Source organism: Aeromonas sp. QDB18 (genome assembly GCF_027705325.1).
GTDB lineage: Bacteria > Pseudomonadota > Gammaproteobacteria > Enterobacterales > Aeromonadaceae > Aeromonas > Aeromonas caviae.
This window is the reverse complement of the sequence record NZ_JAPDBQ010000052.1, coordinates 1-24,841: the sequence shown is the minus strand read 5'-3', so window position 1 is coordinate 24,841 and position 24,841 is coordinate 1. Positions and strand designations below refer to the sequence as shown.

The 24,841-nt window shown below is 62.0% G+C and carries 26 protein-coding genes and 2 pseudogenes; 10 read left to right on the top strand and 18 right to left on the bottom strand.

What is annotated here, in order from left to right:
* A pseudogene (locus OKC30_RS10130) lies at nucleotides 1-311 on the top strand (IS4 family transposase); the annotation flags it as partial.
* A 58-nt stretch (nucleotides 312-369) separates the two neighbouring features.
* Here the strand turns inward: OKC30_RS10130 and OKC30_RS10125 are convergent.
* From OKC30_RS10125 to OKC30_RS10085, 9 genes are all read right to left on the bottom strand, one after another.
* Nucleotides 370-1,173, bottom strand: a complete 804-nt coding sequence (locus tag OKC30_RS10125; RefSeq protein WP_041212340.1) for a Cof-type HAD-IIB family hydrolase — start codon at nucleotides 1,171-1,173, stop codon at nucleotides 370-372.
* Between the two features lie 103 nt (nucleotides 1,174-1,276).
* Complete coding sequence (locus OKC30_RS10120; RefSeq protein WP_052815377.1) at nucleotides 1,277-2,317, bottom strand: alpha/beta fold hydrolase; 1,041 nt, start codon at nucleotides 2,315-2,317, stop codon at nucleotides 1,277-1,279.
* Nucleotides 2,314-2,979, bottom strand: coding sequence for a CatB-related O-acetyltransferase (locus OKC30_RS10115; RefSeq protein WP_052815376.1), 666 nt, complete (start codon nucleotides 2,977-2,979; stop codon nucleotides 2,314-2,316). Before OKC30_RS10115 ends, OKC30_RS10120 begins: the two co-directional genes overlap by 4 nt.
* Nucleotides 2,979-3,710, bottom strand: coding sequence for a tRNA (guanosine(18)-2'-O)-methyltransferase TrmH (gene trmH / locus OKC30_RS10110; RefSeq protein WP_052815375.1), 732 nt, complete (start codon nucleotides 3,708-3,710; stop codon nucleotides 2,979-2,981). The genes OKC30_RS10115 and trmH overlap by 1 nt, the downstream gene beginning before the upstream one ends.
* A 107-nt stretch (nucleotides 3,711-3,817) precedes the next feature.
* Complete coding sequence (gene spoT / locus OKC30_RS10105) at nucleotides 3,818-5,935, bottom strand: bifunctional GTP diphosphokinase/guanosine-3',5'-bis pyrophosphate 3'-pyrophosphohydrolase (protein ID WP_039040667.1); 2,118 nt, start codon at nucleotides 5,933-5,935, stop codon at nucleotides 3,818-3,820.
* A gap of 135 nt (nucleotides 5,936-6,070) precedes the next feature.
* Nucleotides 6,071-6,346, bottom strand: coding sequence for a DNA-directed RNA polymerase subunit omega (rpoZ, locus tag OKC30_RS10100; protein ID WP_005307060.1), 276 nt, complete (start codon nucleotides 6,344-6,346; stop codon nucleotides 6,071-6,073).
* A 79-nt stretch (nucleotides 6,347-6,425) separates the two neighbouring features.
* The gene (gene gmk, locus OKC30_RS10095; RefSeq protein ID WP_052815373.1) at nucleotides 6,426-7,052 is read right to left on the bottom strand and encodes a guanylate kinase; all 627 of its coding nucleotides are present in this window, start codon (nucleotides 7,050-7,052) and stop codon (nucleotides 6,426-6,428) included.
* Between the two features lie 96 nt (nucleotides 7,053-7,148).
* Nucleotides 7,149-7,280 (bottom strand): guanylate kinase, encoded by a 132-nt coding sequence (locus tag OKC30_RS10090; RefSeq protein ID WP_080989930.1) that lies wholly within the window; start codon nucleotides 7,278-7,280, stop codon nucleotides 7,149-7,151.
* A gap of 27 nt (nucleotides 7,281-7,307) precedes the next feature.
* Nucleotides 7,308-8,408 (bottom strand): glycosyltransferase family 9 protein, encoded by a 1,101-nt coding sequence (locus tag OKC30_RS10085; protein ID WP_042882119.1) that lies wholly within the window; start codon nucleotides 8,406-8,408, stop codon nucleotides 7,308-7,310.
* A gap of 138 nt (nucleotides 8,409-8,546) precedes the next feature.
* On the opposite strand from OKC30_RS10085, the gene OKC30_RS10080 reads away from it, so the two are divergent.
* Nucleotides 8,547-9,260 (top strand): 3-deoxy-D-manno-octulosonic acid kinase, encoded by a 714-nt coding sequence (locus OKC30_RS10080; RefSeq protein ID WP_010672321.1) that lies wholly within the window; start codon nucleotides 8,547-8,549, stop codon nucleotides 9,258-9,260.
* A 169-nt stretch (nucleotides 9,261-9,429) separates the two neighbouring features.
* Entirely contained in the window at nucleotides 9,430-10,293 is an 864-nt protein-coding gene (locus tag OKC30_RS10075; protein WP_042864659.1) for a GGDEF domain-containing protein, read from the top strand.
* Nucleotides 10,294-10,356: 63 nt separating this feature from the next.
* On the opposite strand, the gene OKC30_RS10070 is transcribed toward OKC30_RS10075, so the two are convergent.
* The gene (locus OKC30_RS10070; RefSeq protein ID WP_042016171.1) at nucleotides 10,357-11,211 is read right to left on the bottom strand and encodes a DMT family transporter; all 855 of its coding nucleotides are present in this window, start codon (nucleotides 11,209-11,211) and stop codon (nucleotides 10,357-10,359) included.
* 42 nt (nucleotides 11,212-11,253) lie between these two features.
* On the opposite strand from OKC30_RS10070, the gene OKC30_RS10065 reads away from it, so the two are divergent.
* The gene (locus OKC30_RS10065) at nucleotides 11,254-11,724 is read left to right on the top strand and encodes a DUF6314 family protein (RefSeq protein WP_039040696.1); all 471 of its coding nucleotides are present in this window, start codon (nucleotides 11,254-11,256) and stop codon (nucleotides 11,722-11,724) included.
* Nucleotides 11,725-11,829: 105 nt separating this feature from the next.
* Here the strand turns inward: OKC30_RS10065 and OKC30_RS10060 are convergent, their stop codons facing one another.
* Both OKC30_RS10060 and OKC30_RS10055 read right to left on the bottom strand, forming a co-directional pair.
* Entirely contained in the window at nucleotides 11,830-11,991 is a 162-nt protein-coding gene (locus OKC30_RS10060; RefSeq protein WP_080989928.1) for a hypothetical protein, read from the bottom strand.
* A complete protein-coding gene (locus OKC30_RS10055; protein ID WP_045522666.1) occupies nucleotides 11,976-12,875 on the bottom strand; it encodes a DMT family transporter in 900 nt (299 codons plus the stop codon). Before OKC30_RS10055 ends, OKC30_RS10060 begins: the two co-directional genes overlap by 16 nt.
* A gap of 91 nt (nucleotides 12,876-12,966) precedes the next feature.
* Between OKC30_RS10055 and OKC30_RS10050 the strand changes: the two genes are divergently transcribed.
* Complete coding sequence (locus OKC30_RS10050) at nucleotides 12,967-13,941, top strand: LysR family transcriptional regulator (RefSeq protein ID WP_052815372.1); 975 nt, start codon at nucleotides 12,967-12,969, stop codon at nucleotides 13,939-13,941.
* Here the strand turns inward: OKC30_RS10050 and trpS are convergent.
* The gene (trpS, locus tag OKC30_RS10045) at nucleotides 13,920-14,933 is read right to left on the bottom strand and encodes a tryptophan--tRNA ligase (RefSeq protein WP_042882108.1); all 1,014 of its coding nucleotides are present in this window, start codon (nucleotides 14,931-14,933) and stop codon (nucleotides 13,920-13,922) included. The two genes, OKC30_RS10050 and trpS, sit on opposite strands and share 22 nt — an antisense overlap.
* A 191-nt stretch (nucleotides 14,934-15,124) precedes the next feature.
* Nucleotides 15,125-15,559 (bottom strand): universal stress protein, encoded by a 435-nt coding sequence (locus OKC30_RS10040; protein ID WP_042882110.1) that lies wholly within the window; start codon nucleotides 15,557-15,559, stop codon nucleotides 15,125-15,127.
* A 452-nt stretch (nucleotides 15,560-16,011) separates the two neighbouring features.
* Here OKC30_RS10040 and fabV point away from each other — a divergent pair, with 452 nt between their 5' ends.
* On the top strand, nucleotides 16,012-17,199 hold the full coding sequence (gene fabV, locus OKC30_RS10035) for an enoyl-ACP reductase FabV (protein WP_042882112.1): 1,188 nt from the start codon (nucleotides 16,012-16,014) through the stop codon (nucleotides 17,197-17,199).
* A gap of 18 nt (nucleotides 17,200-17,217) precedes the next feature.
* Here the strand turns inward: fabV and OKC30_RS10030 are convergent, their stop codons facing one another.
* Nucleotides 17,218-19,002, bottom strand: coding sequence for a GGDEF domain-containing protein (locus OKC30_RS10030; RefSeq protein WP_042882114.1), 1,785 nt, complete (start codon nucleotides 19,000-19,002; stop codon nucleotides 17,218-17,220).
* A gap of 209 nt (nucleotides 19,003-19,211) precedes the next feature.
* On the opposite strand from OKC30_RS10030, the gene ftnA reads away from it, so the two are divergent.
* Both ftnA and OKC30_RS10020 read left to right on the top strand, forming a co-directional pair.
* A complete protein-coding gene (ftnA, locus tag OKC30_RS10025; protein WP_010672333.1) occupies nucleotides 19,212-19,736 on the top strand; it encodes a non-heme ferritin in 525 nt (174 codons plus the stop codon).
* A 162-nt stretch (nucleotides 19,737-19,898) separates the two neighbouring features.
* Nucleotides 19,899-21,083 (top strand): NAD(P)/FAD-dependent oxidoreductase, encoded by a 1,185-nt coding sequence (locus OKC30_RS10020; protein ID WP_042882115.1) that lies wholly within the window; start codon nucleotides 19,899-19,901, stop codon nucleotides 21,081-21,083.
* A gap of 225 nt (nucleotides 21,084-21,308) precedes the next feature.
* Here the strand turns inward: OKC30_RS10020 and OKC30_RS10015 are convergent, their stop codons facing one another.
* Nucleotides 21,309-22,529 carry an MFS transporter gene (locus tag OKC30_RS10015; protein ID WP_042016178.1) on the bottom strand — a complete coding sequence of 407 codons (1,221 nt, stop codon included), beginning with the start codon at nucleotides 22,527-22,529 and terminating at the stop codon, nucleotides 21,309-21,311.
* Nucleotides 22,530-22,740: 211 nt separating this feature from the next.
* On the opposite strand from OKC30_RS10015, the gene leuE reads away from it, so the two are divergent.
* Nucleotides 22,741-23,379 (top strand): leucine efflux protein LeuE, encoded by a 639-nt coding sequence (leuE, locus tag OKC30_RS10010; protein WP_010672336.1) that lies wholly within the window; start codon nucleotides 22,741-22,743, stop codon nucleotides 23,377-23,379.
* Between the two features lie 34 nt (nucleotides 23,380-23,413).
* Here the strand turns inward: leuE and OKC30_RS10005 are convergent, their stop codons facing one another.
* Together OKC30_RS10005 and OKC30_RS10000 are read right to left on the bottom strand one after the other, a co-directional pair.
* Nucleotides 23,414-24,088, bottom strand: coding sequence for a fimbria/pilus periplasmic chaperone (locus tag OKC30_RS10005; protein WP_270663880.1), 675 nt, complete (start codon nucleotides 24,086-24,088; stop codon nucleotides 23,414-23,416).
* A gap of 14 nt (nucleotides 24,089-24,102) precedes the next feature.
* Complete coding sequence (locus tag OKC30_RS10000; RefSeq protein WP_270666466.1) at nucleotides 24,103-24,441, bottom strand: hypothetical protein; 339 nt, start codon at nucleotides 24,439-24,441, stop codon at nucleotides 24,103-24,105.
* Nucleotides 24,442-24,539: 98 nt separating this feature from the next.
* Between OKC30_RS10000 and OKC30_RS09995 the strand changes: the two are divergent.
* Nucleotides 24,540-24,841: pseudogene (locus tag OKC30_RS09995) on the top strand (hypothetical protein); the annotation flags it as partial.

Genomic DNA, 24,841 nt, shown 5'->3' with positions numbered 1-24,841 from the left:
AGCTATGGGGCTTGGTATTGGCCTATAACCTACTGAGATATCAGATGGTTAGGATGGCGGCGAGCTTAAAGGGCTATACGGCCAGCCAGTTGAGCTTTCACATGGCATCGGTGTATCTGCTGCATGAACTCAGTTGCCTGCCGTTTGTGTCACCGGGCATGGTTCCAGGGCGTGTCGCTGAGTTGGACAAACAGGCAGAGCAGTTCAAGTTACCCGCCCGCCGAGAACGAAGTTACCCAAGGTGCATCAAAGCCAAACCACAGAAGTATGCGACGAGAAAACCTAGTAAAAACAATGCCAGTCAGGCTTAACTGACTGGCATTAGGCCCATGTGGCCACCCTTTTTCTATCCGCGATGGGGATGCCTTATCAGCGGGTCTGGGAGGCGAACAGTTTCTCCAGATAGACGGCAACGCCATCTTCATCGGAAGTGAGGGTCTGTTCATGCTCTGGCAGGGCCTGCTTGAGGCGATCGTGGGCGTTGCCCATGACCACACCACGGCCCACCATGCTCAGCATCTCGAAGTCGTTCATGCCATCGCCGAAGGCCACGGCCTGGGACATCTCCAGCCCGTGCTGCTCCAGCACGGCGCGCACGGCATTGCCCTTGTGCACGCCGGCGTGCATCACCTCGAGGCAGTCAGGCAGGGAGAAGGTGACGTTGATCCGATCACCATATTGCTGGTTGAGGTGCGCCTCTATCTTCAGCAGCTTGTCGTGGTCGCCGATGTAGAACACCTTGTTGACCCTGTCCTTCGGGTGGTTGGCCAGATCCGCCAGACGGTAGCTGAAGCCGGAGTCGTGATGGAACTTCAGCAACCAGGGCAGCTCCTCTTCCACCAGCCACTCGTCGCCGTAGTAGACGTTGATGTGGATGGACGGGTCGCGTTCCATGGCGATCAGCTCGGCCGCCACCGTGCTCGGTAGCGCCTGGTTGTAGACCAGCTGATCCTGCTTGTCGTGTACTACGGCGCCGTTGGAGGTAATGAGGTAGATATCCAGCCCCAGTGCATCGCGGATGCTGCGCACATCCACATGATGACGGCCGGTGGCGACCACGAACTTGACGCCCTGATCGACCAGGCGGTGCAGGGTATCCCGTGTGCGGGAGGAGATCTGGTGCTGCCCGTTGAGCAGGGTACCATCGAGATCGGACACAACTACCTTGAACATCATTACCTCGACTTCAATTGAACGCCGGGGGAGTGTACCCCAGCGTCTGCCGTCACCCCATTTATTTAGGGATCCAAAAAATAACCAGCCCCTTCTGGTCGCGTCAGTAGCGCGCGAAGAAGGCCAGGGTTGCATTGAGCGCGGCCTGGCGCTGGGGATCCGCCTCGATGAAGAGCTCGTGCCAGGCCCCTTCGATGCGCAGCGGCTTGCTCCCTTCACATTGGGCCTTGGCGCAGAAGGCCTCCTGGGCGGCGTTGTCCACCACGCTGTCCTCGCCGGCCTGCAGTAGCAGCAGCGGCGTCTTGATGGCGCCGGCGTCGGCTACGGCCGCGTCCGACCCTGTGATGGCCTGATGGATCCAGTGGGCGGTGGCACCCCCCAGCCTGACCTGGGGATGCTGTTCGTAGATCTGGCGGAAGGCCTCATAACGCGCCGTGCTGTGGGTCAGCTCGTTGTCGGCAAAGCCGTGATCCTCATAGGGTCCCTGACCCGGGCCGTAGGGGGGCTCGCCCACCCAGCCGCCGACCGTGCCGATGGTGGCCGCCAACCCCTTGGCCAGCCACTTGGGCAGGCCGCCGAGGTTGATGCCCATCATGGGGGAGGAGAGTACCGCCGCCTGGATGTCGTTTGGCCAGCGTTCCAGATAGCGGGCCGAGATGGCCCCCCCCATGGAGTGGGCCAGCAGGAACAGCTTGGCAGGCTTGTCCGGTACAATCACTTCGTCATGAAACTGTTTGAGATCGGCGACATAGTCGTCGAACTGGTCGACATACCCCTTCTCTTTGTCGGCCAGCATGCGGTCTGACATTCCCTGGCCGCGATGATCGATGAGGTAGAGGCTGTAACCCTGGCGCCAGAGATCCCAGGCCAGCTCCTGATACTTGAGGTAGCTCTCGACCCGGCCGTTGACGATGAGGATGGCGCGATCGATCTTGGGTTGGCGCAGGGCGGCATAGCGGAGGGTGACCCCGTCCTTGCCCTTGAACTCCCCCTCGACGGCATGCTGGCGCCAGAAGTCGGGCAGGGTCTGCTGATAGAGGGCGGGGACGTCGGCTTCAGTGGTCAGCTGGTAAGGATTGCTCACGGCAAGGGCTCCGGCAGAAAACAGGGTCAGGGCCAGCAGGGAAAGGGAGGCAGGTTTCATCGGGCAAGCTCCTCGCGCCAGTGGTGGTAGAGCGCAGTGATGTCGTTCGAGCAGAGCAGGGGCATGGCGGCTTGCAGGCGGGGCAGCGGCCAGTCCCACCACTGCATGGCTTGCAGCATGGCGACCTGCTCCTCGTCAAAGCGGGGGCGGATCGGCCTGGCCGGGTTGCCGCCCACTATAGAGTAGGGGGCCACATCCCGGGTGACCACGGCCCGGGTGGCAATGACGGCGCCATCGCCGATGGTGATGCCGGGCATGATCATGGCTTCCGAGCCGATCCAGACATCGTTGCCGATCCGGGTGTCTCCCTTGCGCAGAAAACCGTCCTGCACGCCATCACCGAAGCGGGCAGCATCGAAGGGGAAGGTGGAAACCCAGTCCATCCGGTGACCCTGGTTGCCCGCCAGCATGAAGGTGGCGCCGGAGGTGATGGAGCAGAACTTGCCGATGATCAGGCGGTCAACTTCCTTACCCCATTGGCCACTGTCCCAGGACTCCCGCGTCGAGCCATCGCCGAGCAGGTAGCGTACGCAATGATCCTCGAACGGCTTGCCGTGGTAGTAGCCGGAGTAATAGCTGTACTCCCCGGCCTCGATATTGGGGTTGGTCAGATGATCCCGTATGACCTGGGATTCCAGCCAGCTGCCGAACGGATTTTCCATCACTGATCCTGCCATTCATCTTCTTCCTGTTGTGCGGCCCATCCTTTGCGGGTCAGCTGCATCTGCTGCCACCAGCGTTCGTCCGCCAGGATCTCGCCGGCCGGACCGAGCTGGGGGTAGGGCATCTCTTTCTCCTTGCAGAGCTGGGCATAGACGGGATAGCCCCCCTCGAACAAGATGGTGTTCTGCTCTTCCAGGCTGAGTGGACAGCCGCGCTGATAACAGCCGGCCAGTTCGCGCTGGCGCTGGGCCTCGTAAAGGATGGCGGCGGCGGCCACCGAGACGTTGAGGGACTGCACCATGCCTACCATGGGGATGACGATATGGTGATCGGCCAGGGCCAGCGCCTCTTCGCCGATGCCGTGCTTCTCCTGGCCCACCAGGATGGCGGTGGGTTTGGTGTAGTCGATGGCACGAAAGTCCACCGAGCTGTCGGAGAGGTGGGTCGCCAGGATCTGCATGCCGGAGGCCTTGAGTTCGGCCACCGCGCTGCCGATGTCCGGGTGCAGCTTCACGTCCACCCAGTTCTGGCTGCCGCGGGCAGTGCCCTTGCGCTTGTGGATCCAGCTCTTGGGCCAGACCGCGTGCACCCGGTGGATGCCGATGGCATCGGCGGTGCGCACGATGGCGGCCAGGTTGTGAGGTTTATGAACCTCTTCCATGCAGACGGTCAGGTCGAGCTGGCGCTGGGCCAGCATGTCGGAAATGCGTTTGAAGCGTTCAGGAGTCATGTCGGTTTCTATGTCGTGAGGCCGGTGTATGCAACAAGGCTGGTGGCCTGCGGCATGGGGCCCTGGGTATCTCTTGAAAAGCAGCAGGCGGCTTGCGCCGCCTGTGTTCAGTTTTTCTGTCGGCTCACCCTGAGCACGTTGGGCATGACCCGGATCTTGCGCATGATGTTGGCGAGGTGGATCCGGCTCTTGGTGGTGATGAGCAGGGTGACCACATAGACCCGGCCATCCTTCTCCTCGGTGCTGATGGCGTGGATATTGGCGCCGGTGGCGGCAATCACGTTGGCCAGCTCCGCCAGGGCGCCCTGGTGGTTGACGATCTCGATGCTGATGCCGGTGCGGAATTCCTGCTCCTGCTCCTTGTCCACCTCCCACTGCACCGGCAGGTATTTGTCCGGTTCGCGGCTGTAGCCCTTGATGTTGCGGCAGGACTCCTGGTGGATCACCAGTCCCTTGCCCGGGCTGATGTGGGCGATGATGGCATCCCCCGGGATGGGGCGGCAGCAGTTGGCGAAGGTGACCAGCATGCCGTCGGCCCCCTTGATCGGCATCTTCTTGCTGGTGGATTTGGGCTGCTCTTCCGGCGGCAGCTCATCCCCGAGCATGCGGCGGGCCACCATGACGCTCATGGCGTTGCCAAGGCCCACGTCGGCCAGCAGCCCCTGCAGATTCTCGTGTTTGGTGTCGGCCAGCACCTGCTTGACGCGGGCTTCCGGGATGTCTTCGATATTCTTGGCGCCGAGGGCATGGTTGAGCAGGCGGCGGCCCAGCACCACGGACTCTTCGGTGCGCAGGTTCTTGAGGAACTGGCGGATCTTGGAGCGCGCCTTGGTGGTCACCACGAAGTTGAGCCAGGCTGCGTTCGGACGGGCGCCGGGGGCCGTGATGATCTCCACCGTCTGACCGGAGTGCAGCGGGCTGCTCAGCGGATAGGGGTGGCGGTCGACCCGGGAGCCGACGCAGGCGTGACCGATGTCGGTGTGCACCGTGTAGGCGAAGTCCACCGGGGTGGCGCCGGCGGGCAGCTCCATGATGCGGCCTTCCGGTGTGAAGACGTAGATCTCGTCGGGGAAGAGGTCGGTCTTGACCCCCTCGATGAACTCGAAGGAGCTGCCGGCGCTCTGTTGCAGCTCCAGCAGGCTCTGCATCCAGCGCTGGGCGCGGATCTGGGCCGTGGTGCCCGAGCTGTCCCCATCCTGCTTGTAGGCCCAGTGGGCGGCGACGCCCTTGTCGGCCATCTGGTCCATGAACTCGGTGCGGATCTGCACCTCCACCGGTACCCCGTGGGGGCCCACCAGGGAGGTGTGCAGGGACTGGTAGCCGTTGGTCTTGGGGATGGCGATGTAGTCCTTGAAGCGACCGGGGCGAGGCTTGTAGAGGCTGTGCATCTGCCCAAGCACCCGGTAGCAGGTGTCTATGTCTTTCACTCTCACTCTGAAAGCATAGATATCCATCACTTCGTGGAATTGCAGTTCTTTCTTCTCCATCTTGTTGTAGATGGAGAACAGGTTCTTCTCGCGTCCGCTTACCTGGGCATCGATACCGGCTTCCCGCAGACGCCCCTCAATCTCGCTCTGGATGGAGTCGATGATCTCGCGCCGGTTGCCACGGGCGCGGCGTACCGATTCCCGCAGTACCCGGGAGCGCATGGGGTAGAGCGCCTCGAAGCCGAGCTCTTCCAGCTCGTTCTTCATGGTGTGAATACCGAGGCGGTTGGCGATGGGGGCGAAAATCTCGAGGGTTTCCCGGGCGATGCGGCGACGCTTGTCCGGTCGCAAGGAGCCGAGGGTACGCATGTTGTGAGTGCGGTCGGCCAGCTTGATCAGGATGACCCGGATGTCCTGGGTCATGGCCATCATCATCTTGCGGAAGTTCTCGACCTGGGCTTCCTTGCGATCGCGGAACTTCAGCTTGTCGAGCTTGGAGACACCGGAGACCAGCTCGGCGACGGCGTTGCCAAACTGCTCGGCAAGGTCGTCCTTGGTGACAGGGGTATCTTCGATGACGTCGTGCAGCACGGCGGCCATCAGGGTTTCGTGATCGAGGCGCATGTCGCCCAGGATGCGGGCCACGGCAACGGGATGAGTGATGTAGGGTTCACCACTGGAACGCATCTGTCCCTGGTGAGCGTCGCGGGCTACCACATAGGCTTGCCTGAGCTTCTCAACCTGCTCGGGTGGCAGGTAGGAACTGGCTATTTCTTTAAGATTTTCAAATAAATACAAGACAGTCCCCGCAGCGGTTAAACGGCAATCCGTGAAATTGAGGGTATGCCCTCGAGTTTGCGAGGTTTTCGAGCGGTTGTAAATGGGGAGAACAGCCGGCACCCGGGCGGGCGCCGACTATGGGAAGCGACTGACTTAGCCGCGACCTTCTGCGATGGCAGCAACGGCAGCCAGCTCAGCGGCTTCCTGCTCTTGCTGCTCGTAGCGGTCCTGAGTATCCATCACCTGGTTGTTGACCAGACCCAGTTCGATCTCGCGCAGGGCGATCACGGTCGGCTTGTCGTTCTCTTCGTCGACCAGGGGATCCTTGCCTTGTACCGCGATTTGACGAGCGCGGCGCGCGGCGACCAGCACCAGGTCAAAACGGTTACCTACCTGTTTTACAGCATCTTCTACAGTAACGCGGGCCATGCGGGACTCCAGTGTTTGGGCTTTCTGTGATTGAAAAAGCGGTGTTTAAAAATGACGCAAAAGTTTACTTGTTTTTGGCTTACTCTGCCAGTAGCTGTTTCAGCAAGTTTTGCTGGGCCTGCTGTTGCTGACGCATTTCCAGGCGCTGGCACTCTATGATGGCCCTGAGCTGGAACAGTGCCTGTTCAAAGTCTTCATTGATGATGACATAGTCATATTCGTCATAGTGCACCATTTCGGCAATGGCTTTCTCCATCCGGCCCCTGATCACCTCGGCACTGTCCTGGCCACGGCCGATCAGGCGGCGCTCCAGCTCCTCGCGGCTGGGGGGCAGGATGAAGATGGACTTGGTCGGCATCAGTTCGCGGATCTGGCGGGCCCCCTGCCAGTCGATGTCGAGGAAGACGTCGATCCCCTGAGCCAGGCAGGCCTCGATGGCGGCGCGGGAGGTGCCGTAGTAGTTGCCGAACACCTCGGCCCACTCCAGAAAGTCGCCGCGCTCGATCAGCTCCTTGAAGGTCTCCACCTGCACGAAGTGGTAGTGCACCCCGTGCTGTTCGCCGGGACGGCTGGCGCGGGTGGTGTGGGAGACCGACAGCTGCATCTTGCCTGCGCTGTTGTGTTTGGTCAGCAAGGCGTTGAGCAGACTGGACTTACCGGCCCCGCTCGGGGAGGAGATGATGTAGAGAGTGCCTTGTTGCGCCATGTCTGTACCTTTAAACGATGAGCCGCGCTTTGGTTGTAGCAGAGGCCGCCGTCTTGTGCCCGACAGGGAGACGGTTGCTCGCAATACGCGGAAGAATCAGAGCCAGGAGGATGTAAAGGCGGCGAATGTTAGCAGATGGGGGCGGATAAAAAAACGGCCGGAATCATATTCCAGCCGATCAAAATATTCGTAGCTTGCTGCGGGAGCGTTACCCACATTGGCCGTCATTCTGCCTCCGGTGCCGGGGGAGGGCCATCAGATTATCCCTGCCTCATGGCTCGGAATTTCCGAGTTGCCCTGGGTCGGTAGAAGATGCTTGTCGGTACAGAGGCGGTCGAAGGCGGCGATGACCCGCTCGCGGCTTATCTTGGCCATGGCGTCAGGATCCTTGAGGCGGGTGCGCCAGCCGAGCTCGGCCAGCGGCTTGCCGGTCTCCTGCTCAATCAGTTCCTGATAGACGCTGACCAGATAATCCCGGCACAGATAGGGGCCGGTACGGGCGGGGTTGTGGTGGGCGTAGAGGCCGATCACGGGTGTCCCCACCAGGGTAGCCATGTGGGCAGGGCCGGTATCCGGGGCCAGCACCAGGCTCGCCTCGCCAATCAGCGCCAGCAATTGCTTGAGGCTGGTCTGCCCCACCAAATCTTCCGGCTTGCTCTGGCTGAGGCGCTGGATCTCGGCGGCGAGATCCCGCTCCAGCCTGGCCGGTCCGCCGCACAGATAGACCTGAAAGCCCTTGTCTGCGGCGTGATCCGCCAGCGCGGCGTAGCCGGCGGCAGTCCAATTCTTGAATGCCTTGCTGGCAGCGGCGCAGATGAGCAGGGTCGGCTTACCACCCACCTTCTCCCGGGCCCAGGTCTGGTGCTCGGCGCTGATGGGCAGTTGCCAGTCCGGGGTCAGATCTTTTATCCCGAGCTCTTTGGCGAAGGCGAGAAAGCCGTCCAGCACGTGGGGGGAGGCGGGTGAGGGGACCCGATGGTTGGTGAACAACCACTGACCGTCGCTGGCGCGCTCCCGATCAAACCCGAGTTTGACCTTGGCCTTGATGCCGAGGGTGGCGATGCTGGCGCGCATGGCGGCCTGCAGGTGGAGCAGGGCATCGAACCTGCGCCCCTTGAGGGTCTGCCAGAGATCGCGATAGCCGCGCCACCCCTTGCTCTTGTCGAAGGGAATGACCTCGACCCCCGGCAGATCGGCGAACAGGGTCGCCTCAATCTTGCCGGTGATCCAGGTGATGCGGGTCTGGGGCCACTCCCGCTGGATGACGCGCACCAGCGCCAGCGCGTGGCAGCAATCTCCGATGGCGGAGAGCCGCAGGATGCAGATGGAGGAGGGCGGCGTTTGGAACAGCGGCATGATGTGGCGCAACGATGGCAAAATGGATGGATGGCATTATGCAAACTCCCCTGTGGATTGTAAAATTGCGCCGGTTGCCCGACCGGCACGGCTTTCTGAATGGATGCCCTGCCCCCACTATCGACCGGAATTCTCATCATGCTGACACACACCACCCACAACCAGGTCTGCTGGTATGCCGACGGAGTCTTCCGCGATCCTTCCCCTGCCTTGTTCGATCCTGTCTGGTGGCAGACCCATCGCCAGGTGGTGGGCTCTTCCATCGGCCGCGGGGTGACCTGGTTCGTGAAGGATGAGTCCCGTCACTTGGTGCTGCGTCACTACTACCGTGGCGGCATGGTGGGCAAGCTGGTGCGTGACCGGTTCTGGTTTGAAGGGGTGGAGAGCAGCCGGGCCATGGCTGAATATCGTCTGCTGGCGACCCTGAGTGAACAGGGGCTGCCGGTGCCGCGCCCCTTTGCGGCCCGCATGGTCAAGCAGGGGCCCTTCTATCGGGCCGACATCCTGATCGAGCGCATTCGCGGCGCCAAGGATCTGGTGGCCCTGCTCAAGCAGGGGCCGATCGCCGGTGAGGTGTGGCACAAGATAGGCAAAACGGTGCGCCAGTTGCACGATGCAGGGGTCTATCATGCGGATCTCAACAGCCACAACCTGCTGCTCGACAAGGAGGGCAAGGTGTGGGTGATCGACTTCGACAAAGGAGCCATCCGCTCCCCCGGCAACTGGCAGCAGGCCAACCTGGAGCGGTTGCTGCGCTCCTTCAACAAGGAGTCGCAACTGCACACCAGCTTCCACTTCGTGCCGGAGAACTGGCAGGCCCTGATGGCAGGCTATCAGGGCAAGGTGGCGTGACGTCGGGTTCCACTTCGTAGCTGGAGGCTGGCAGGCCCTGATGGCGGACCACCGGGGGCGAGAGGTGCGAGGCCAGCGATGCTGGCGCGGTTGCTCGGCGCCAGCACCAATGTTACTTATTGAGTGTGATTGCTTGGACAGATATTCAGATCCGGTTTCGAGGCGCGTGATGGAAAGGTATGAGACTGCCGGGGTTGAGGTCACCACTCCCCTTGAGGTGACGCTGATGGCACAGGCCATGGCGATGTTGGAGGCCGGGATCTGGACCTGGTCGGCCGGGCAGGGTCTGAGGCGGGACCCTTCCTGTCTGCAACTGCTGGGTCTGGAGGGGGGCGAGCTGGGGGATCTCGGCTGGCTGGATCGGGTACATCCGGATGATGCTCCCCGTCTGGCAGAGGCCCTGGAGGCCTGCCAGCAAGGGCGCAGCAACGGGCTTCGACTCGAGTACCGCATCCTGCACCATCAGGGCCATTACATCCGGCTGGAGGAACGGGTCCGTCGTGACGAAAGGGGTCAACTGCTGGGGGTGGTTCGCCATCTGGATGCCGCCATGGCGCCCCTGGAGGATCGCCACGACACGGATCCCCTCACCGGCCTCGAGAGCCGCAGCCACTTCGAGCTGTTGCTGGATGAACGGCTGGCCAGCGAGAGCGGCAGTTTCTGTCTGCTGCAGTTCAGCGTGGATCACCGCAGCAAGATCCTGCAGTTGTTCGGGGAGGCGGCCTGCGACGCCATGCTGGCCAAGCTGGCCCGCATCGTGCGCCGCGAGCTGCGTCGGGAAGATCCCTTCGCCCGTTGGGACGAAGACGGCTTCATCCTGATGCTCTCCCAGACCGATCGGTTGAGCGGCCTGGAGATTGCCGAGCGGCTGCGTCTTGAGATCGCCGACGCCAGCCTGCTGCCCCAGCGTCCGGTGACCGTGAGCATCGGCCTGGTGCAGAGCCAGAGTGCCGAGCAGCTCGATCACCTGCTGGCCCGGTTGGCCTCCTGCCACGGTCAGGCGAAGCGGGAACACAACGCCGTGGTCGGCTGACGGCCAGTCACTGTCCGCGAACCCATTGACGCCGATGGACCCATCAGCGTCAATGATTTTCAGTCAGCGCTCACTGACCTGCTGACGCTGGCAGACCCAGAGGGAAGCCAGCATCAGCAGGGCGCCCAGACCGAGCCTGAGCAGGTCGGTATCCTTTCCCCAGAGCACCAGATTGACCAGCAGACCCGCGGGGATCAAGGCGTTGTTCATGATGGCCAGCACGCCGCTGCTGACCAGGGTCGCCCCCTTGTTCCACAGGAAGTAGCCGAGCCCGGATGCCCCGACCCCCAGCCAGAAGAGGATGCCCCATTGCAGGGGGCTGGTGGGATATTGAGGTTTGCCCAGCAGCCACCAGGCGGGCAGGGCGATCACCAGGGCGCCTAGATAGAAGCAGCCGAACACCGCCAGCTGGGGCGGCTGCTCAGCCTCCCGGGCCAGCAGCACCTTGTAGCCTACCTGACCCAGGGCGAAGCAGACGTTGGCGCCCTGCACCACCAGGAATCCCAGTACATAGCTTTCGGTCAGGCCGTCGAAACGGATGACGGCCGCCCCCAGCACCGCCAGCAGGGCCCCCCACAGATAGACAGGCTTGAAGCGCCCTTCCAGCAGGTCGTGGATCAGGGTGACATAGATGGGGGTGAAGATGGTGAACACCAGCACTTCCGGTACCGTCAAGAGCAGGAAGGAGTGGTAGTAGAAGAGATACATGATGCCGAGCTGGATGGCACCGAGGGCCATCAGCTTGGCCACCAGATCGGGGCGCAGCCAGCGACGGCGCAGGAAGGGCAGAAACACCAGGCTGGCGAGCACGATGCGGGTCAGTACCGAGAAGTAGGCATCCACCTGACCGGCAAGGTAGACCCCGATCAGGCTGAAGGAGAAGGACCAGAGCAGGGTAACCCCTATCAAGTAGTTCATGTGATTGAATTGTCGTCAGTTGTCAATTTGGAGGGCGCTATGATGGCCGAGTTGGAAGGCGCGATCCAGCGTTTATGGGAAGGGTTGTCACAGATCGGAGCATTTGCCTTCGAGGCGAGCAACGGGGTCGGATCCGCCACCGACTGGTGCGGTCGCGGGGAGGGTGCCGTGGTGGTGACCGATCACCATGGGGGGTGGCTGTATGCCGAGACGGGTCGCTACACCACGCCCCATGGCCGGGAGCTGACCATGCACAACCGCTTCTGGTGGCAGCGCACCGCACGGGGGATCATGCTCTCCCACCTGCGCTACGAGCAGCCGGTGATGCTGTTCGAGCTGTTGCCCCGGGGGGACGGGCACTGGGTCACGGCCGAGCCTCACCTGTGCGGGCAGGATCACTACAGCGCCGAGCTGACCGAAACCGGCGAGGGTTTCCTGCTCGCCTGGCAGATAACGGGGCCGCGCAAGAACGAGCGGTTGAGTTATCGCTACGGACCAGAGGCGCAGAGATAAAAAAACCGGCGCAGGGCGCCGGTAGAGGGGACAAATCGGAGGTTTTGTTAAAACGGTCCCAAAAACAGGAGAGATACACTCTCGTCACACACGCAGAGAGGGTCTTCAGGCATTCAGTGCATAGTTCAGCATGGCTTGCAGCTTGCTGTCGAAGAACCAGGGCAGCAGCACCATCAGCAGACCCAGCACCCCGGCCAGCCGGTGGCGATACTGCCAGCTGGCTATCAGTACCAGACCGCCGCAGAGGGTGGTCAGGATGCCTGACATAGGGCTGCCTCCCGCTGTTGGCGGCGCTGCTGTGCCCACTGGTTGAGGGCGACCGAACCCAGGATCAGGGCCAGCGCCACGCCCGTGGTGGACTGGATCTGCTCGCCGAGGAACAGGGCTCCCAGCATGACGCCGAACAGCGGCACCAGGTAGTTGCTGAAGGAGGCGAAGGTCGGGCCCGCCTTCTGGATCAGCGCCATGTAGAGGAAGTAGACCAGGCCGGTACAGAAGATCCCCAGCATGGCGACGGCGCCCATGGCCTGCTGGCTCGGCAGGGTGAGGGTGCTCAGGTCGGCCACGAAGGGCGCGGCCAGCAGCAGCTGGATGGCTGAGGAGATCAGGATGTTGCGGGCCACGACCACAGGATGGTCCTTGGCGAAGCGCTTGATCATCAGCAGGCCGATGGCGAAGCAGCTGGCACCGAACAGGATGGCCATGGCACCGAGCAGGCCGGCATTCATGCCGCTGGTCAGCTTGGGCCAGAACAGTACCAGCACGCCGATGAAGCCGATGATCACGGAGACGAGGCCGCCCTTGGTGATTCTTTCACCAGAAATAAACAAGGGAGCCGCCAGAATGGTCACAAAGGGGATACAACCCATGACCACGGCCGCGATGGCGCTGTCCACGTACTGTTGTCCCCAGGCCACCATGATGAAGGGGATGGTGGCGTCGAGCAGGGCGATCAGCATATAGGTTCGCCAGGGCGTGTGTTCACTCTTGAGGCGCATGAACAGGCAGAGCAGACCCAGGGTCAGGCTGCCGCACAGGGCGCGTCCGGCGGCCACCATGATGGGGGGCAGTTCAGCCACGGCCTGGTGCATGAAAATGAACTGGGAGCCCCACAACAGGCCGATCGCCAGCAACAACAGATAGCTACGCATTTGAATCTCCGATGTAATTCGCCTGCGCATTCTATGCAATCTGCTACTATGCCAAAAATGAATTGTCGTCATTCAACTATGGCCAATATCGATGGAACTGCCCCTCTCCCGCCTCGATCTCAACCTGCTCACCGTGTTCGACATGCTGATGCAGGAGCGCAACGTCACCCGTGCCGCCGAACGGCTGCACCTCTCCCAGTCCACCGTCAGCCATGCGCTGGGGCGCTTGCGCCAGGCGCTGGATGACCCCCTGTTCGTGATGAGCCGGCGCGAGATGATGCCGACCGAACGGGCCAAGGCGCTGGCGAGCCCGGTGCGCCAGGCGCTGGCCATGCTGGAGCAGGGGCTGCGTCAGGCCAAGGGATTCGACCCGGCAAGTGCCCGGCGGATCTTTCGCATCGCCACCCCGGGCTCGGTGGAGCACGGTCTGGTGCCGGTGCTGGTGGAGTGGATGGTGCAGCAGGCTCCCCACTGCCGACTGGAAGTGTGCGAGCTGGCGGACAGCGACTACGAGCGGGAGTTGGAGAAGGGGGAACTGGATCTGGTGATCGGGTTTGCCGGTGCCAACCACCTCTCGCCCCGGTTGTGGCGCGAGGAGTGGTTCAGCAATCCGCTGGTCTGTTTGTCGCCCCTTGGCAGCGCCCTGCCCGACATGCTGGGGCCGGGAGAACTGGTCAGCCGCCCCCATATCCACACCTCCAGCTGGGGCCACAGCCAGGCCATGGTGGATCTCTGGCTGGCCCGTTTCGGGGTGGAGCGGGAGCTGGGGGTCAGGCTGCCGAGCTTTATGGCGGTACCGCCGCTGATGGCGACCGGCCGCTACCTGGTGGTGGTGCCCGAGATGATCGGGCGCCACTTCTGTCGCCACTATCCGTTGCGCCTGCACCAGCTGGAACCCGCCATCCCCATCGTCTACCTGATGGCGGGCCACCCGCTCAGTGCCCATGACGAGGCGATCGGCTGGTTCAAGGGGTTGTTGCACCGGCTGGCGAAGGAGCGCTACGGCGCGGATGCGTTCGGCCATCCCGCGCCGCAGGGGGCAGATCACGCCAATCCGGAGAAGTAGTCCAGCCCCATCGCACCCTTCACCTCGGCCAGCACCTCGTCGGTGAGGGCCCGGGCCTGCTCGGTGCCCTGCTGCAACAGGCGCAGCAGCTGGCGCTTGTCGGCGATGGCTGCCTCGCGCCGCTCCCGCATCGGAGCGAGCAGGGTCTGCAGGCAGTCGTTGAGTACCTGCTTGCAGCGCATGTCCCCCAGACCACCGCGCTGGTAATGGGCCTTCATCTCGGCCACCAGTGCCTTGTCGGGGTGGAAGGCATCCAGATAGGCGAACACCGTATTGCCCTCCACCTGACCTGGATCGCTCACCTTGAGGTGGTTGGGGTCTGTGTACATGGCGAACACTGCCTGCTTGATCTCGTCGCTCGACATGCCGAGTTCGATGGTGTTGCCAAGGGACTTTGACATCTTGGCCTTGCCGTCGATGCCGGGCAGGCGGCCGGTATCGCTCAGAATGGGCTGGCACTCGGTCAGCACCTCCTTGCCAACCAGGGTATTGAAGCGACGCACTATCTCGTTGGTCTGCTCCAGCATCGGCAGCTGATCCTCGCCCACCGGCACATGGGTGGCGCGAAAGGCGGTGATGTCGGCGGCCTGGCTGACCGGATAGATCAGGAAGCCGGCCGGCAGGCTGCGCTCGAACCCTTTTTGCTGGATCTCCGCCTTGACGGTGGGGTTTCGCTCCAGCCGGGCGACGCTGACCAGGTTGAGGTAATAGGTCGTGAGCTCGGCGAGGGCGGGCAGGGCGCTCTGCAGGCAGAAGGTGGTCCTGGCCGGGTCGAGGCCGGCGGCCAGGTAGTCGGCCATCACCTCCAGCACGTGATCGGTCACCTTGGCCGGGTTGTGGCCGTTGTCGGTCAGCGCCTGCAGATCGGCGATCATGACGAACTGGCGGTAATGGTGCTGGGCGGCCACGCGCTGGCGCAGGGAGCCGACGTAGTGGCCGATGTGCAGTTTGCCGGTGGGGCGGTCGCCGGTCAGGATAACGGGGTTGTGCATGTCACTCTCTCCAGTTGGGTGAGCCGGGAGGCGACAAAGGGATGAAAACAATGACCGCCTCTCGGCGGTCACGGTGTTTTCTTTGGGAAATATTACATAGAAAAGCAGTGCCGCCTGTTTAAGAGCAGCACCACCAGTAGTTGTGATTGAATGAGGTCATATTCATGGCAAATCAAACTACGCCTGTTCGGTCACTTCTGCAAGGGGACGACCAGCAGATCGCAGGGCACGGTATTCATCAGCTGGCGCGCGCTCGAGGTGAGCAGACTCCAGAAGCTTTGGCGGTGGCCGCACACCAGCAGGTCGATCTGATAATCCCTGACCGCCTGGTTGACCCGCTCGCTCAAATCGCCGCAGATCACCAGCTTCTTCTCGATGGGGTAGTCCACCGACGCCAGGAAGGCTTCCAGCTTCTCTTTCGCCTCGGCGATCACCTGGTCCTGCACGTTGTCGATGTCGATGTCGATCATCTCGGTGTAGAGATCCTTGAGGTCCACATCCACATGGATCACCGACAGCTTGGCGCCGTTGGAGCGGGCCCGGTCGACTGCCTTCTCGATCACCTTGCGGTTGTCTTCCGACAGGTCGATCGCGGCCAGTACGTGTTTGTAATAGGTTCCATTCATGGGAGTTCTCCTCACTGATCCTGGGTCCACTATACCAATGTCTGCTGAAACTAAAACGGCATCGTCGCCACAGTTTCAGGATTTGCCTGACCCCGAACCGGAAGGCGTAGAGGTGCAGGTGGCCGGGGAGTGCATATTTTGAACAGGAGTTTGACGCCGGTCACAGGCGTGCTATTGCCCTCGGGAAGGTGGGGGAATAGGATGTGCCCGTGCTTCGCAATGAACACAAAACAACAAAAAGCATCTGAATACCGCTTTGGGGAGCCTCGCGCTCCCTTTTGTTTTTCTGCCCTCTTCCAGCTCATATCCCGTCCGACATCAAGGTAATCCCGCCCCCCTTGGTTATGCTGTAGCCAGTTCCCTTGGCAAAACGGCCAGGGCTCCTCACCTGCAACCGGGTGACGCTGTCATGGCCGTTTATCATGTCCCACCGATGCACCGGAGAGTCCTTCATGATCATTCATCCCCAGATCCAGGGTTGTGTTGCCCGCAATTGCCACCCCATGGGTTGTCGCGCCGCCGTGCTGCAACAGATCGAACAGGTGCGGGCGGCGGGGCCGTTCAACGGGCCGAAACGGGTGCTGGTGCTGGGGGCATCGTCCGGTTTCGGGCTGGCGTCCCGGATCGCGCTCACCTTCGGCGCCGGGGCCGATACCCTGGGCGTCTCGTTCGAGCGGGGTCCCTCCGACAAGGGGCTCGGCAGTGCTGGCTGGTACAACAACATCTGGTTTCGTCAGGCGGCGGAGCAAGCCGGTCGCATCGCCGTCAACCTGATCGGGGATGCCTTCTCCGACACCATGCGCCAGCAGGCCATCGACGTCATCCGCCAGCAGCTCGGGCAGGTGGATCTGGTGGTCTATTCGCTGGCGAGCGGAGTCAGGGTGATGCCGGATGGCACACAGGTACGCTCGGTGCTCAAGACCACAGGCCAGCCGCTGCAAGGCTGGGGGCTGGATCTGGAGCACGATGCGCTGGTGCAGCAGTCGCTGGTGCCAGCCACCCCGGAGGAGATCCGCGACACCGTCACAGTGATGGGGGGCGAGGACTGGCAGCGCTGGATGCAGGCATTGCAGCAGGCGGATTGCCTGGCCCCCGGCGCCCGGACCGTTGCCTACTCCTATATCGGTCCCGAGTCCACCTATCCCCTCTATCGGGACGGCACCATCGGCTATGCCAAGGAGCACCTGCACGCCACCGCCGAGACCATCAACCTGCAACTTGCCGGGATTGGCGGTCATGCCTGGGTGTCGGTCTGCAAGGCGTTGGTGACCAAGGCGAGCGTGTTTATTCCGGTGCTGCCTGTCTATCTGGGCCTGTTGATGGGGGTGATGAAGGAGCGTGGTGTTCACGAGGGCTGCATCGAGCAGATGCAGCGGCTGTTTGCCGACAAGATGTACGGGCCCAGAGGGGTCGTCGCCGATGGCAACCGGCTGATCCGGATGGATGACCACGAGCTTGAGCCAGCGGTGCAGGCCGCCGTCTCGGCACTCTGGCCCAAGGTGACGCCGGAGAACTTCCGCATCCTGGGGGATTTTGCCGGGTTGCGCCAGGAGTTCATGCAGCTCAACGGCTTCGAGCTGCCGGGGGTGGATTACGGTGCGCCGGTGAACGTGGCGTCACTCACTGAGCTGACGCCCTGACACCCGCACGAGGGGGAATCAGGCAACGTTGCAGGCCAGTTCAGGGGAAAGGTGGGGAGACTGGGCCAGCACGGTCTGGTTGCGCCCTTGGCGTTTCGCCTGATACATGGCCATGTCGGCCCGATGGATGAGCTGGCTCAGGCTGTCATCCTGCGTCGAGCGTTCCGCCACTCCGATGCTGATGGTCATGTGGGGGGCGGCCAGGTAGGCGATCCGGCTTCTCAGCTGCTCCGCCAGCCGCCAGCAGGTGGCCCCGTCCTGGGTCATGGCCACCAGAAATTCTTCCCCGCCCCAGCGCCCGATCAACTGCTGGTCCGGCGCCCAGCTCTTGAGCTCCCTGGCCAACTGCCGGATAGCCTGATCCCCCGCCTGGTGACCATGCTTGTCGTTGATCTGCTTGAAGTGATCGATGTCGATGATGAGCAGGGTCAGGGGCGTTTCGTGCAGCCACTGCTGGCCCAGTCTCTCCAGCAGGGCGCGTCGGTTGGGCAGCCCGGTCAGCTGATCGAAGGTGGCGAGCTTGTAGAGGTGGCGCGAGCTGCGGTGGAGCCTGCGGGTGGTGAGTCCGAGCAGGATCAGGGCGACGGCCAGCAGCACCAGCAGCAGCAATTGGTAGTAGCGGGCACTCTGCTGGTAGAGCAGTTGCTGGCGCTTGTTCTCGTTCTCCTGCTGCAGCGCGCGATTGCTGGCCTCGCTGCGAGCCAGATCCATCTCGACCTGGAAGGCGGCCGCGTGCTGGCTCAGGGTCTGGTTGAAGTGCTGCTTGTAGTACTGCATGTAGCGGGTCATGGCCCCGTAGGCCTCGGGGTAGCGGCCCAGATCGGCCAGCAACCTGGCCTGCATCGCCCGACCATCCATGGAGAGAGGGGCGGTGTGCTCCATCAGCAGTTGCAGGGCCAGCTGCTTCTCGCCACGACCCAGCAGGGTTCTTGCCCGGATCTCGGTCAGACGGGAGGCCGCCTGCGGGCTATCCAGCCTGTCATAGATGGCTTGTGCCTCCTCCAGGCTGCGCCAGGCTGAGTGCCAGTCCGCCCGTGCGTTGAACACCATGGCTTGGTAGCCGAGGACGATGGCACGATAGTGGGGTGACAGGCTCGGCGTGGCCAGCAGGGTATCGAGCAACTGGCTGGCTCTGGCAGGCTGGCCCATGTCGATGTAGAGCCTGGCCATGTTGGCCCGGATGATGGCCTGGCTGTTGGGTTCGTTGAGCTGCACCATCTGGCCGAGGGCATCCTGATAATAGGTCTCGGCCTCACGGTAGAGATTGAGGTCCGCATAGAGGTTGCCGAGGGTCATCAGCAGACGGCCGCACTGCAAGGTGGAGAGGATGGAACTCGGCTCTTTCTGCTTGAGGTGATAGGCGGTCTTGAGCTCGAGGATCGCCTCTTTCATCTGCTGGGTACGGTAGAGGGCGAGCCCGTTGAGGGCATGCCACTCCGAGACCTGCCTGGGGTGATGCCGGACCGCTGGCCAGAGCTGGGTGAGCAGCTCGAGCGCCTGATCCGGCGTATCGGCATCCAGGGTCAGGGCAATCTGCTGCAACCGGAAGTCGAGCAGGCGAAGGCTCTCCTGCTGGGCATTGGCCAGACCGCGGGCGCGGGCATTGTCGCGCTGTGCCTGTGGATAGCGGCCAAGGGCTGCCTGGGCCAGGGACCTGGCGTAGAACAGTTCCATATCCTGCTGGGGACTGGCGTCGAGGCGCTGCAGATAGCCGACGGGATCGCGCGCCGCCTGCAATTCAGCCTCTTTCAGCAAGGAGGGAGCTGCCTGCAACTGGGTCATCCAGAGCAGCGCCAGTGCCATTATGAATCTCATTGAATCCTTTCCCCGACCAATGGCGCCATCATAATGGCTGATGTCACCTACACCATGTTTCTTTGCTTCTCTATAACCGTATGGGGGAGAGGATGAGGTGAAAAGTCGTCGCAACTGCGGGGTGCGTCGGTTGTCTCTGGTTGCGTCAGGATGCAACAGTGGCGACAATCGTGGGCAAATCACAGTGGAGAATCATCATGTTGGCCAAAGCCATGATCGAGAAGTTGAACGAGCAGATTAATCTTGAATTCTATTCCTCCAACCTCTACCTGCAGATGAGCGCCTGGTGCGAGGACAAGGGCTTCGAGGGGGCCGCCACCTTCCTGCGCCAGCATGCGGTCGAGGAGCGCCAGCACATGGAGCGCCTGTTCACCTACGTGAGCGAGACCGGCGCCATGCCGGTACTGGGGGCCATCGAAGCGCCTCCCCATGAATTCAAGTCCCTGGGTGACATCTTCCGCACCACCCTGGAGCACGAGTATCACATCACCAAGTGCATCAACGGTCTTGCCCACGTCGCCTTCACCACCCAGGATTACTCCACCTTCAACTTCCTGCAGTGGTACGTGGCCGAGCAGCACGAAGAGGAGAAGCTGTTCAAGAGCATCGTCGACCGTCTGAGCCTGGTGGGCGAGGATGGCAAGGGCCTCTATTTCATCGATAAGGAGCTGGCCGAGCTGGCCAAGGGCGCCCCGGCCAGCATCATGGACGGCAACGCCTGATAGTCGTGGACACTTAGTGTTCAGTCAGTACAATGACGGCCCCTTGTAAAGGGGCCGTTTTCTATTTGCAGGTGTCCTTGTACCGCTGTGCTGGTGTCTGCCGGGTACAATGACGGTCCTTTAAGGTAAAGGGGCCGTTTTTCTTTTGATGGGTGAGTGATGATGAAACAGGTGGATGTGGTGGTGATCGGTGCCGGGGCGGCCGGATTGATGTGTGCGGCCCAGGCTGGCTACCGGGGTCGCTCCGTGCTGGTGCTCGACAACGCCAAGAAGCCGGGCCGCAAGATCCTCATCAGCGGCGGCGGTCGCTGCAACTTCACCAATCATCAGGTGGGTCCCCATGCCTTCCTTTCGGCCAACCTCCACTTCTGCAAATCGGCGCTGGCGCGCTATACCCAGCAGGATTTCATCGATCTGGTGGACAGGCATGGCCTGAACTACCACGAGAAGACGCTGGGCCAGCTCTTCTGCGACGACAGCGCCAAGGATATCGTCGACATCCTGCTGACCGAGTGCGACTGGGCTGGCGTGACCCTGCAGTTCCAGACCGAGATCCTCACCGTCAGCAAGACAGATGAAGGCTTCGTGCTCGACACCAGCAAGGGGGAGATCGCCTGCTCGTCGCTGGTGGTCGCCACCGGCGGCCTCTCCATGCCGAAACTCGGTGCTACCCCTTATGGCTTCAAGCTGGCGGAGCAGTTCGGCCTCACCGTGCTGCCGACTCGCGCCGGGCTGGTGCCCTTTACCCTGCATCAGGCCGACAAGGAGGCCTTCGCCGATCTGGCGGGGGTCAGCCTGCCGGTGGCGGTGACCGCCGAGGATGGCACCCGCTTCAAGGAGGCCATGCTGTTCACCCATCGCGGCCTCTCCGGCCCCGCCATCCTGCAGATCTCCTCTTTTTGGCTGGCGGGGGAGAAGATTCACATCAACCTGCTGCCGGATCTCGACATTCCAGAGACCCTCAAGACCTGGGCCCAGGCCCATCCTGCCCAGGAGCTGAAAACCGTGCTGGGGCGCGAGCTGCCCAAGCGCTTCGTCGACAAGCTGGTGGAGCTGGGATGGCTGGTGAGCAAGCCGATGCGCCAGTACAACGAACGGGAGCTGGAGGCGGTAGCCACCCTGCTGGGGGATTGGCAGATCCTGCCCAACGGCACCGAAGGGTATCGCACCGCCGAAGTGACCTTAGGGGGGGTGGATACCAACGCGCTCTCCTCCAAGACCATGGAGGCGCGCACCGTGCCCGGCCTCTACTTCATCGGCGAAGTGGTGGACGTGACCGGCTGGCTCGGTGGTTACAATTTCCAGTGGGCCTGGTCGTCGGGCTGGGTGGCAGGCCAGTACTGCTGAGGGATGCCGCATCCTTGCTGTGAATGGTCCCGTCAGCGGCCTCTCGGGTGACAACTTCCAGTGGGCCCGGTCGTCGGGCTGGGGGAGAGGCCGTACTGCTGACAAAGAGGCTCAGCGGATGAGTCCGAGCGGATCGGGCCGTGTCAGGCGGCCCGAGTGATGGAACCAGACGCGGCCTGCTCAGGCCGCGTTTTTTATGGTCGGTCGCTGGCTGCCGGTTGGCCTCTAGCCTCTCCTGATATTGGGCAGGAAGGCGGTCAGCAGGCCAATAAGGGGCAGATAGGCGCAGACCTGATAGACGGTTTCGATGCTGGTGGCATCGGCCAATCTGCCCAGCAGGGCGGCCCCTATCCCTCCCATGCCGAAGGCGAAGCCGAAGAAGAGGCCGGAAATGGTGCCGACCTTGCCGGGTACCAGATCCTGGGCGTAGACCAGGATGGCGGAGAAGGCCGACGCCAGGATGAGGCCGATGACGATCGACAGCACCGAGGTCCAGAACAGGTCGACGTGGGGCAGCAGCAGGGTGAAGGGAGCGACGCCGAGGATGGAGATCCAGATCACCCGCTTGCGACCGATGCGATCGCCGAGCGGCCCGCCGAGCACCGTCCCCGCCGCGACGGCAAACAGGAAGGCGAACAGATAGAGCTGGGCGCTCTCCAGCGACAGGTGGAACTTGTCCATCAGGTAGAAGGTGTAATAGCTGCTCAGGCTGGCCATGTAGAAGAACTTGGAGAACATCAGCAGACCGAGGATGGCCAGTGACCAGCCAATCTGGCGGCGGCTCAGGCCGGTGCCGGCATGGGCCTTCATCCGCCGATGGAAGCTGGCGGCATGGTGGCTGGACCAGCGGCCGACGAAGCTGAGCACGATGACCCCGATGAGTGCGAACAACGAGAACCAGGCCGCACTGCCCTGTCCCTTCGGCACGATGATGAGCGCCGCGAGCAGGGGGCCGATGGCCGATCCCAGATTGCCGCCGATCTGGAACAGAGACTGGGCCAGACCGGGCTGGTTGCCGGCCGCCATGCGGGCGACCCGGGAGGATTCAGGGTGGAAGACGGAGGAGCCCATGCCGATCAGCATGGCCGACAACAGCACGGCGCCAAAGCTGCCTGCCTGCGACAAGTAGAGCAGCCCCACCAGCGTGAAGCCCATGCCCAGAGGCAGGGAGTAGGGCATGGGTCTGCGGTCGGTATAGAGGCCGATCAGGGGTTGCAGCAGCGAGGCCGTGAACTGGTAGGTGAGGGTGATGAGACCTATCTGGGTGAACGACAGATCGAGCCCCAGCTTCAGGAGGGGATAGATGGCCAGCAGTACCGACTGCATCATGTCGTTCAACAGGTGCGAGAAGCTGATGGCGGCGATCACCGGATAAGCGGTGGTAGTCGGGTTGTCCACCGCGGGCGGGGCGGTGATCGGGGTGTCGGTACTCAAGGTCTTGTCCATGGCTGGGGGATCACTCCCTCTACCATGCCCTATCCCGGCGTATCTGGACATAACCAAAGTGGGCGAACTCTCGGATTGCGTTCGCGTGGCGCGCAGGCCGTTCATGCTGACGGCGTGTGGATGGCTGGTCAGATCTTGTGCTTGGCGCGGGGCGGATTAGTATAGAAGGCCTGCCGCCGTTATCCGGCTCATCACCCGCCATGGAGGGAACATGTTCGAAAGCCTGGGTGTCATCAACGTCTGGACCTATCTGGTCGGTCTCTTCTTCATCATCATCGCCCCGGGCCCGAACTCCCTCTACGTGCTGCGAACCGGTGCCGTGCGCGGCATAGGCCCGGGTTATCGCGCCGCCCTCGGCGTCTTCGTCGGCGATGCCATCCTCATTTTCTGCGCCTATCTGGGGATCGCGTCCCTCATTCGCACTACCCCATTGCTGTTTACCCTGGTGCGCTATCTGGGCGCCATCTACCTGCTTTATCTGGGGGTGAAGATCCTGCACGCGAACTTCATCGCCAAAAAGGCGGGACCGGCGTCCGAGATGGATCCCGGTGAGCGCTATTTTACCAAGGCCCTCACCCTGAGCCTCACCAATCCCAAGGCGATCCTGTTCTACGTCTCTTTCTTCGTGCAGTTCATCGACTTCAGCTATGCCCACACCTGGATCTCCTACCTGGTGCTGGCTGGCATGCTGGAAGCGATGAGCTTCGTCTACCTGACCCTGCTGATCTTCGGCGGTACCCTGATGGCCCGCTTCTTCCGTCAGCGCCAGACGGCGGCCCGTCTCGGCAACGGTCTTATCGGTCTCTTCTTCATGGGGTTTGCGGCCAGGCTGGCGACGCTCTCCTCCTGACCCTGGGGATTGCTGACCGTCCGGTGTCGGGCACCTAGTCTGGCCAGCAATCCTTGCCCACCGGGATGAAGCGGGACTGGTAGACGATGAGCTTCTGGTTTCCCGGTTGATTGATCCCGGGATTGTGGTAGGTCTCCCCGGGCAGCAGGTACTTGCTGTCCGCCTCGCTGTCCGCCTGCTGGCAGCCCCGTTTCACCATGAACTCGAAATAGGTGTTGCCGGTATTGGTGATGGTGCTCTGTGCCGGGTCCAACTGGTATGCAAAACGTGACTGACGCGGGCGCACTACCAGGATGGACTGCAGGGCCAGCTTCACCTCGACGGTTCCCCGGTGCTGCGTCTGGCTGCCTTCATCCACCTGGGCTGCCGGTGACTCGGTGAAGGTGATGCGGTAGTAACGCTCATGGTCATCGGCGGGCCCCTTGTAGTAGAACTTGACGTTCTGGGCATGTCTGGCGTGCAGGGTGAAGCGCCTGGGGGCAAACAGCAGCTCACCGGGGACGGTGGGCAGTGTTCTGCCTCTGGCCGTGGGGTCGCTGATTTTTTCTATCTGTATGTCGTACAGCTTGGGTGAAGCACTGTTGTTGGTCAGGGTTCTGGTAATGAACTCCTGCTCTGGCGCCATGGCAAGAGTCATGGCGCCGATGTCGAGGGCGGCGGCCTGTGAGGTCAGCAAGCCGCCCAGCAAGGGCCAAAGTAGACGATGCATGTTGTACTCCATGGTCAGCGCCAGGTCCCCTTGATGGTGATGGTGCCGCTTTGTTCCACCTCGCCTTCCCACATCTCGTCGCCCATGGTGCGCTGCACCATGGGATCGGTCAGGTCGAATTCCAGCGCCAGCTTGTAAAACCGGGTGATGCCCTGACCGTTGACGGGATCATTCCACTCCTGCGGTGGTTGATTGTCCTGTATTCCGAGGGCGCGAATATCCACCGGTGTGCGATCGCAGCGAATGGCGTGCCGTGAACCCGCTCCATGAGCCACCGAATCGAATACCAGCCTGGTAGGGATGGGGACGGCCTGTTCAGGTGCGAAGGAGCCTGCCGGATAGAAAGTGCACATGTACAGGATCTTTAGCTACAACCAATTGAAATAGATAGAAAAAAGGCTTCGTTTGTGATCTGATTTAATCGCAAAAAAAAACCGACACGCCCGAAGCCATGACTATTATCAATGCAACCCAGTACCTCAAGCAACTTCTTAGCTCTTCTGAACTCAACCGGATCGGTAAATTTACCGGTTTTTGTCAGCGACTCCGGGATATCCAGCCTGCGAGACTACTCCCGGCTCTGCTCTCAGGGCTTGGTTGCGACAAGGTGGATGGTATTGCTGGTTTGCATCGCCATTTCAATGCGTTGCAGCTCCATGATACTGACCAAATAGCGTATAACCGACATTCCGCACCTGATTTAGGAATAAATTTGCCGATAGCGCTCACCCAATACCTCCAAAATGATCTGCT

Bases quoted from the DNA above. Each gene is read 5' to 3' on its own strand.
- OKC30_RS10125 (WP_041212340.1), bottom strand. From the start codon at position 1,173: ATGTTCAAGGTAGTTGTGTCCGATCTCGATGGTACCCTGCTCAACGGG.
- OKC30_RS10120 (WP_052815377.1), bottom strand. From the start codon at position 2,317: ATGAAACCTGCCTCCCTTTCCCTGCTGGCCCTGACCCTGTTTTCTGCC.
- OKC30_RS10115 (WP_052815376.1), bottom strand. From the start codon at position 2,979: ATGGAAAATCCGTTCGGCAGCTGGCTGGAATCCCAGGTCATACGGGAT.
- trmH (WP_052815375.1), bottom strand. From the start codon at position 3,710: ATGACTCCTGAACGCTTCAAACGCATTTCCGACATGCTGGCCCAGCGC.
- rpoZ (WP_005307060.1), bottom strand. From the start codon at position 6,346: ATGGCCCGCGTTACTGTAGAAGATGCTGTAAAACAGGTAGGTAACCGT.
- gmk (WP_052815373.1), bottom strand. From the start codon at position 7,052: ATGGCGCAACAAGGCACTCTCTACATCATCTCCTCCCCGAGCGGGGCC.
- OKC30_RS10090 (WP_080989930.1), bottom strand. From the start codon at position 7,280: ATGACGGCCAATGTGGGTAACGCTCCCGCAGCAAGCTACGAATATTTT.
- OKC30_RS10085 (WP_042882119.1), bottom strand. From the start codon at position 8,408: ATGCCGCTGTTCCAAACGCCGCCCTCCTCCATCTGCATCCTGCGGCTC.
- OKC30_RS10080 (WP_010672321.1), top strand. From the start codon at position 8,547: ATGCTGACACACACCACCCACAACCAGGTCTGCTGGTATGCCGACGGA.
- OKC30_RS10075 (WP_042864659.1), top strand. From the start codon at position 9,430: ATGGAAAGGTATGAGACTGCCGGGGTTGAGGTCACCACTCCCCTTGAG.
- OKC30_RS10070 (WP_042016171.1), bottom strand. From the start codon at position 11,211: ATGAACTACTTGATAGGGGTTACCCTGCTCTGGTCCTTCTCCTTCAGC.
- OKC30_RS10065 (WP_039040696.1), top strand. From the start codon at position 11,254: ATGGCCGAGTTGGAAGGCGCGATCCAGCGTTTATGGGAAGGGTTGTCA.
- OKC30_RS10060 (WP_080989928.1), bottom strand. From the start codon at position 11,991: ATGTCAGGCATCCTGACCACCCTCTGCGGCGGTCTGGTACTGATAGCC.
- OKC30_RS10055 (WP_045522666.1), bottom strand. From the start codon at position 12,875: ATGCGTAGCTATCTGTTGTTGCTGGCGATCGGCCTGTTGTGGGGCTCC.
- OKC30_RS10050 (WP_052815372.1), top strand. From the start codon at position 12,967: ATGGAACTGCCCCTCTCCCGCCTCGATCTCAACCTGCTCACCGTGTTC.
- trpS (WP_042882108.1), bottom strand. From the start codon at position 14,933: ATGCACAACCCCGTTATCCTGACCGGCGACCGCCCCACCGGCAAACTG.
- OKC30_RS10040 (WP_042882110.1), bottom strand. From the start codon at position 15,559: ATGAATGGAACCTATTACAAACACGTACTGGCCGCGATCGACCTGTCG.
- fabV (WP_042882112.1), top strand. From the start codon at position 16,012: ATGATCATTCATCCCCAGATCCAGGGTTGTGTTGCCCGCAATTGCCAC.
- OKC30_RS10030 (WP_042882114.1), bottom strand. From the start codon at position 19,002: ATGGCACTGGCGCTGCTCTGGATGACCCAGTTGCAGGCAGCTCCCTCC.
- ftnA (WP_010672333.1), top strand. From the start codon at position 19,212: ATGTTGGCCAAAGCCATGATCGAGAAGTTGAACGAGCAGATTAATCTT.
- OKC30_RS10020 (WP_042882115.1), top strand. From the start codon at position 19,899: ATGAAACAGGTGGATGTGGTGGTGATCGGTGCCGGGGCGGCCGGATTG.
- OKC30_RS10015 (WP_042016178.1), bottom strand. From the start codon at position 22,529: ATGGACAAGACCTTGAGTACCGACACCCCGATCACCGCCCCGCCCGCG.
- leuE (WP_010672336.1), top strand. From the start codon at position 22,741: ATGTTCGAAAGCCTGGGTGTCATCAACGTCTGGACCTATCTGGTCGGT.
- OKC30_RS10005 (WP_270663880.1), bottom strand. From the start codon at position 24,088: ATGCATCGTCTACTTTGGCCCTTGCTGGGCGGCTTGCTGACCTCACAG.
- OKC30_RS10000 (WP_270666466.1), bottom strand. From the start codon at position 24,441: ATGTGCACTTTCTATCCGGCAGGCTCCTTCGCACCTGAACAGGCCGTC.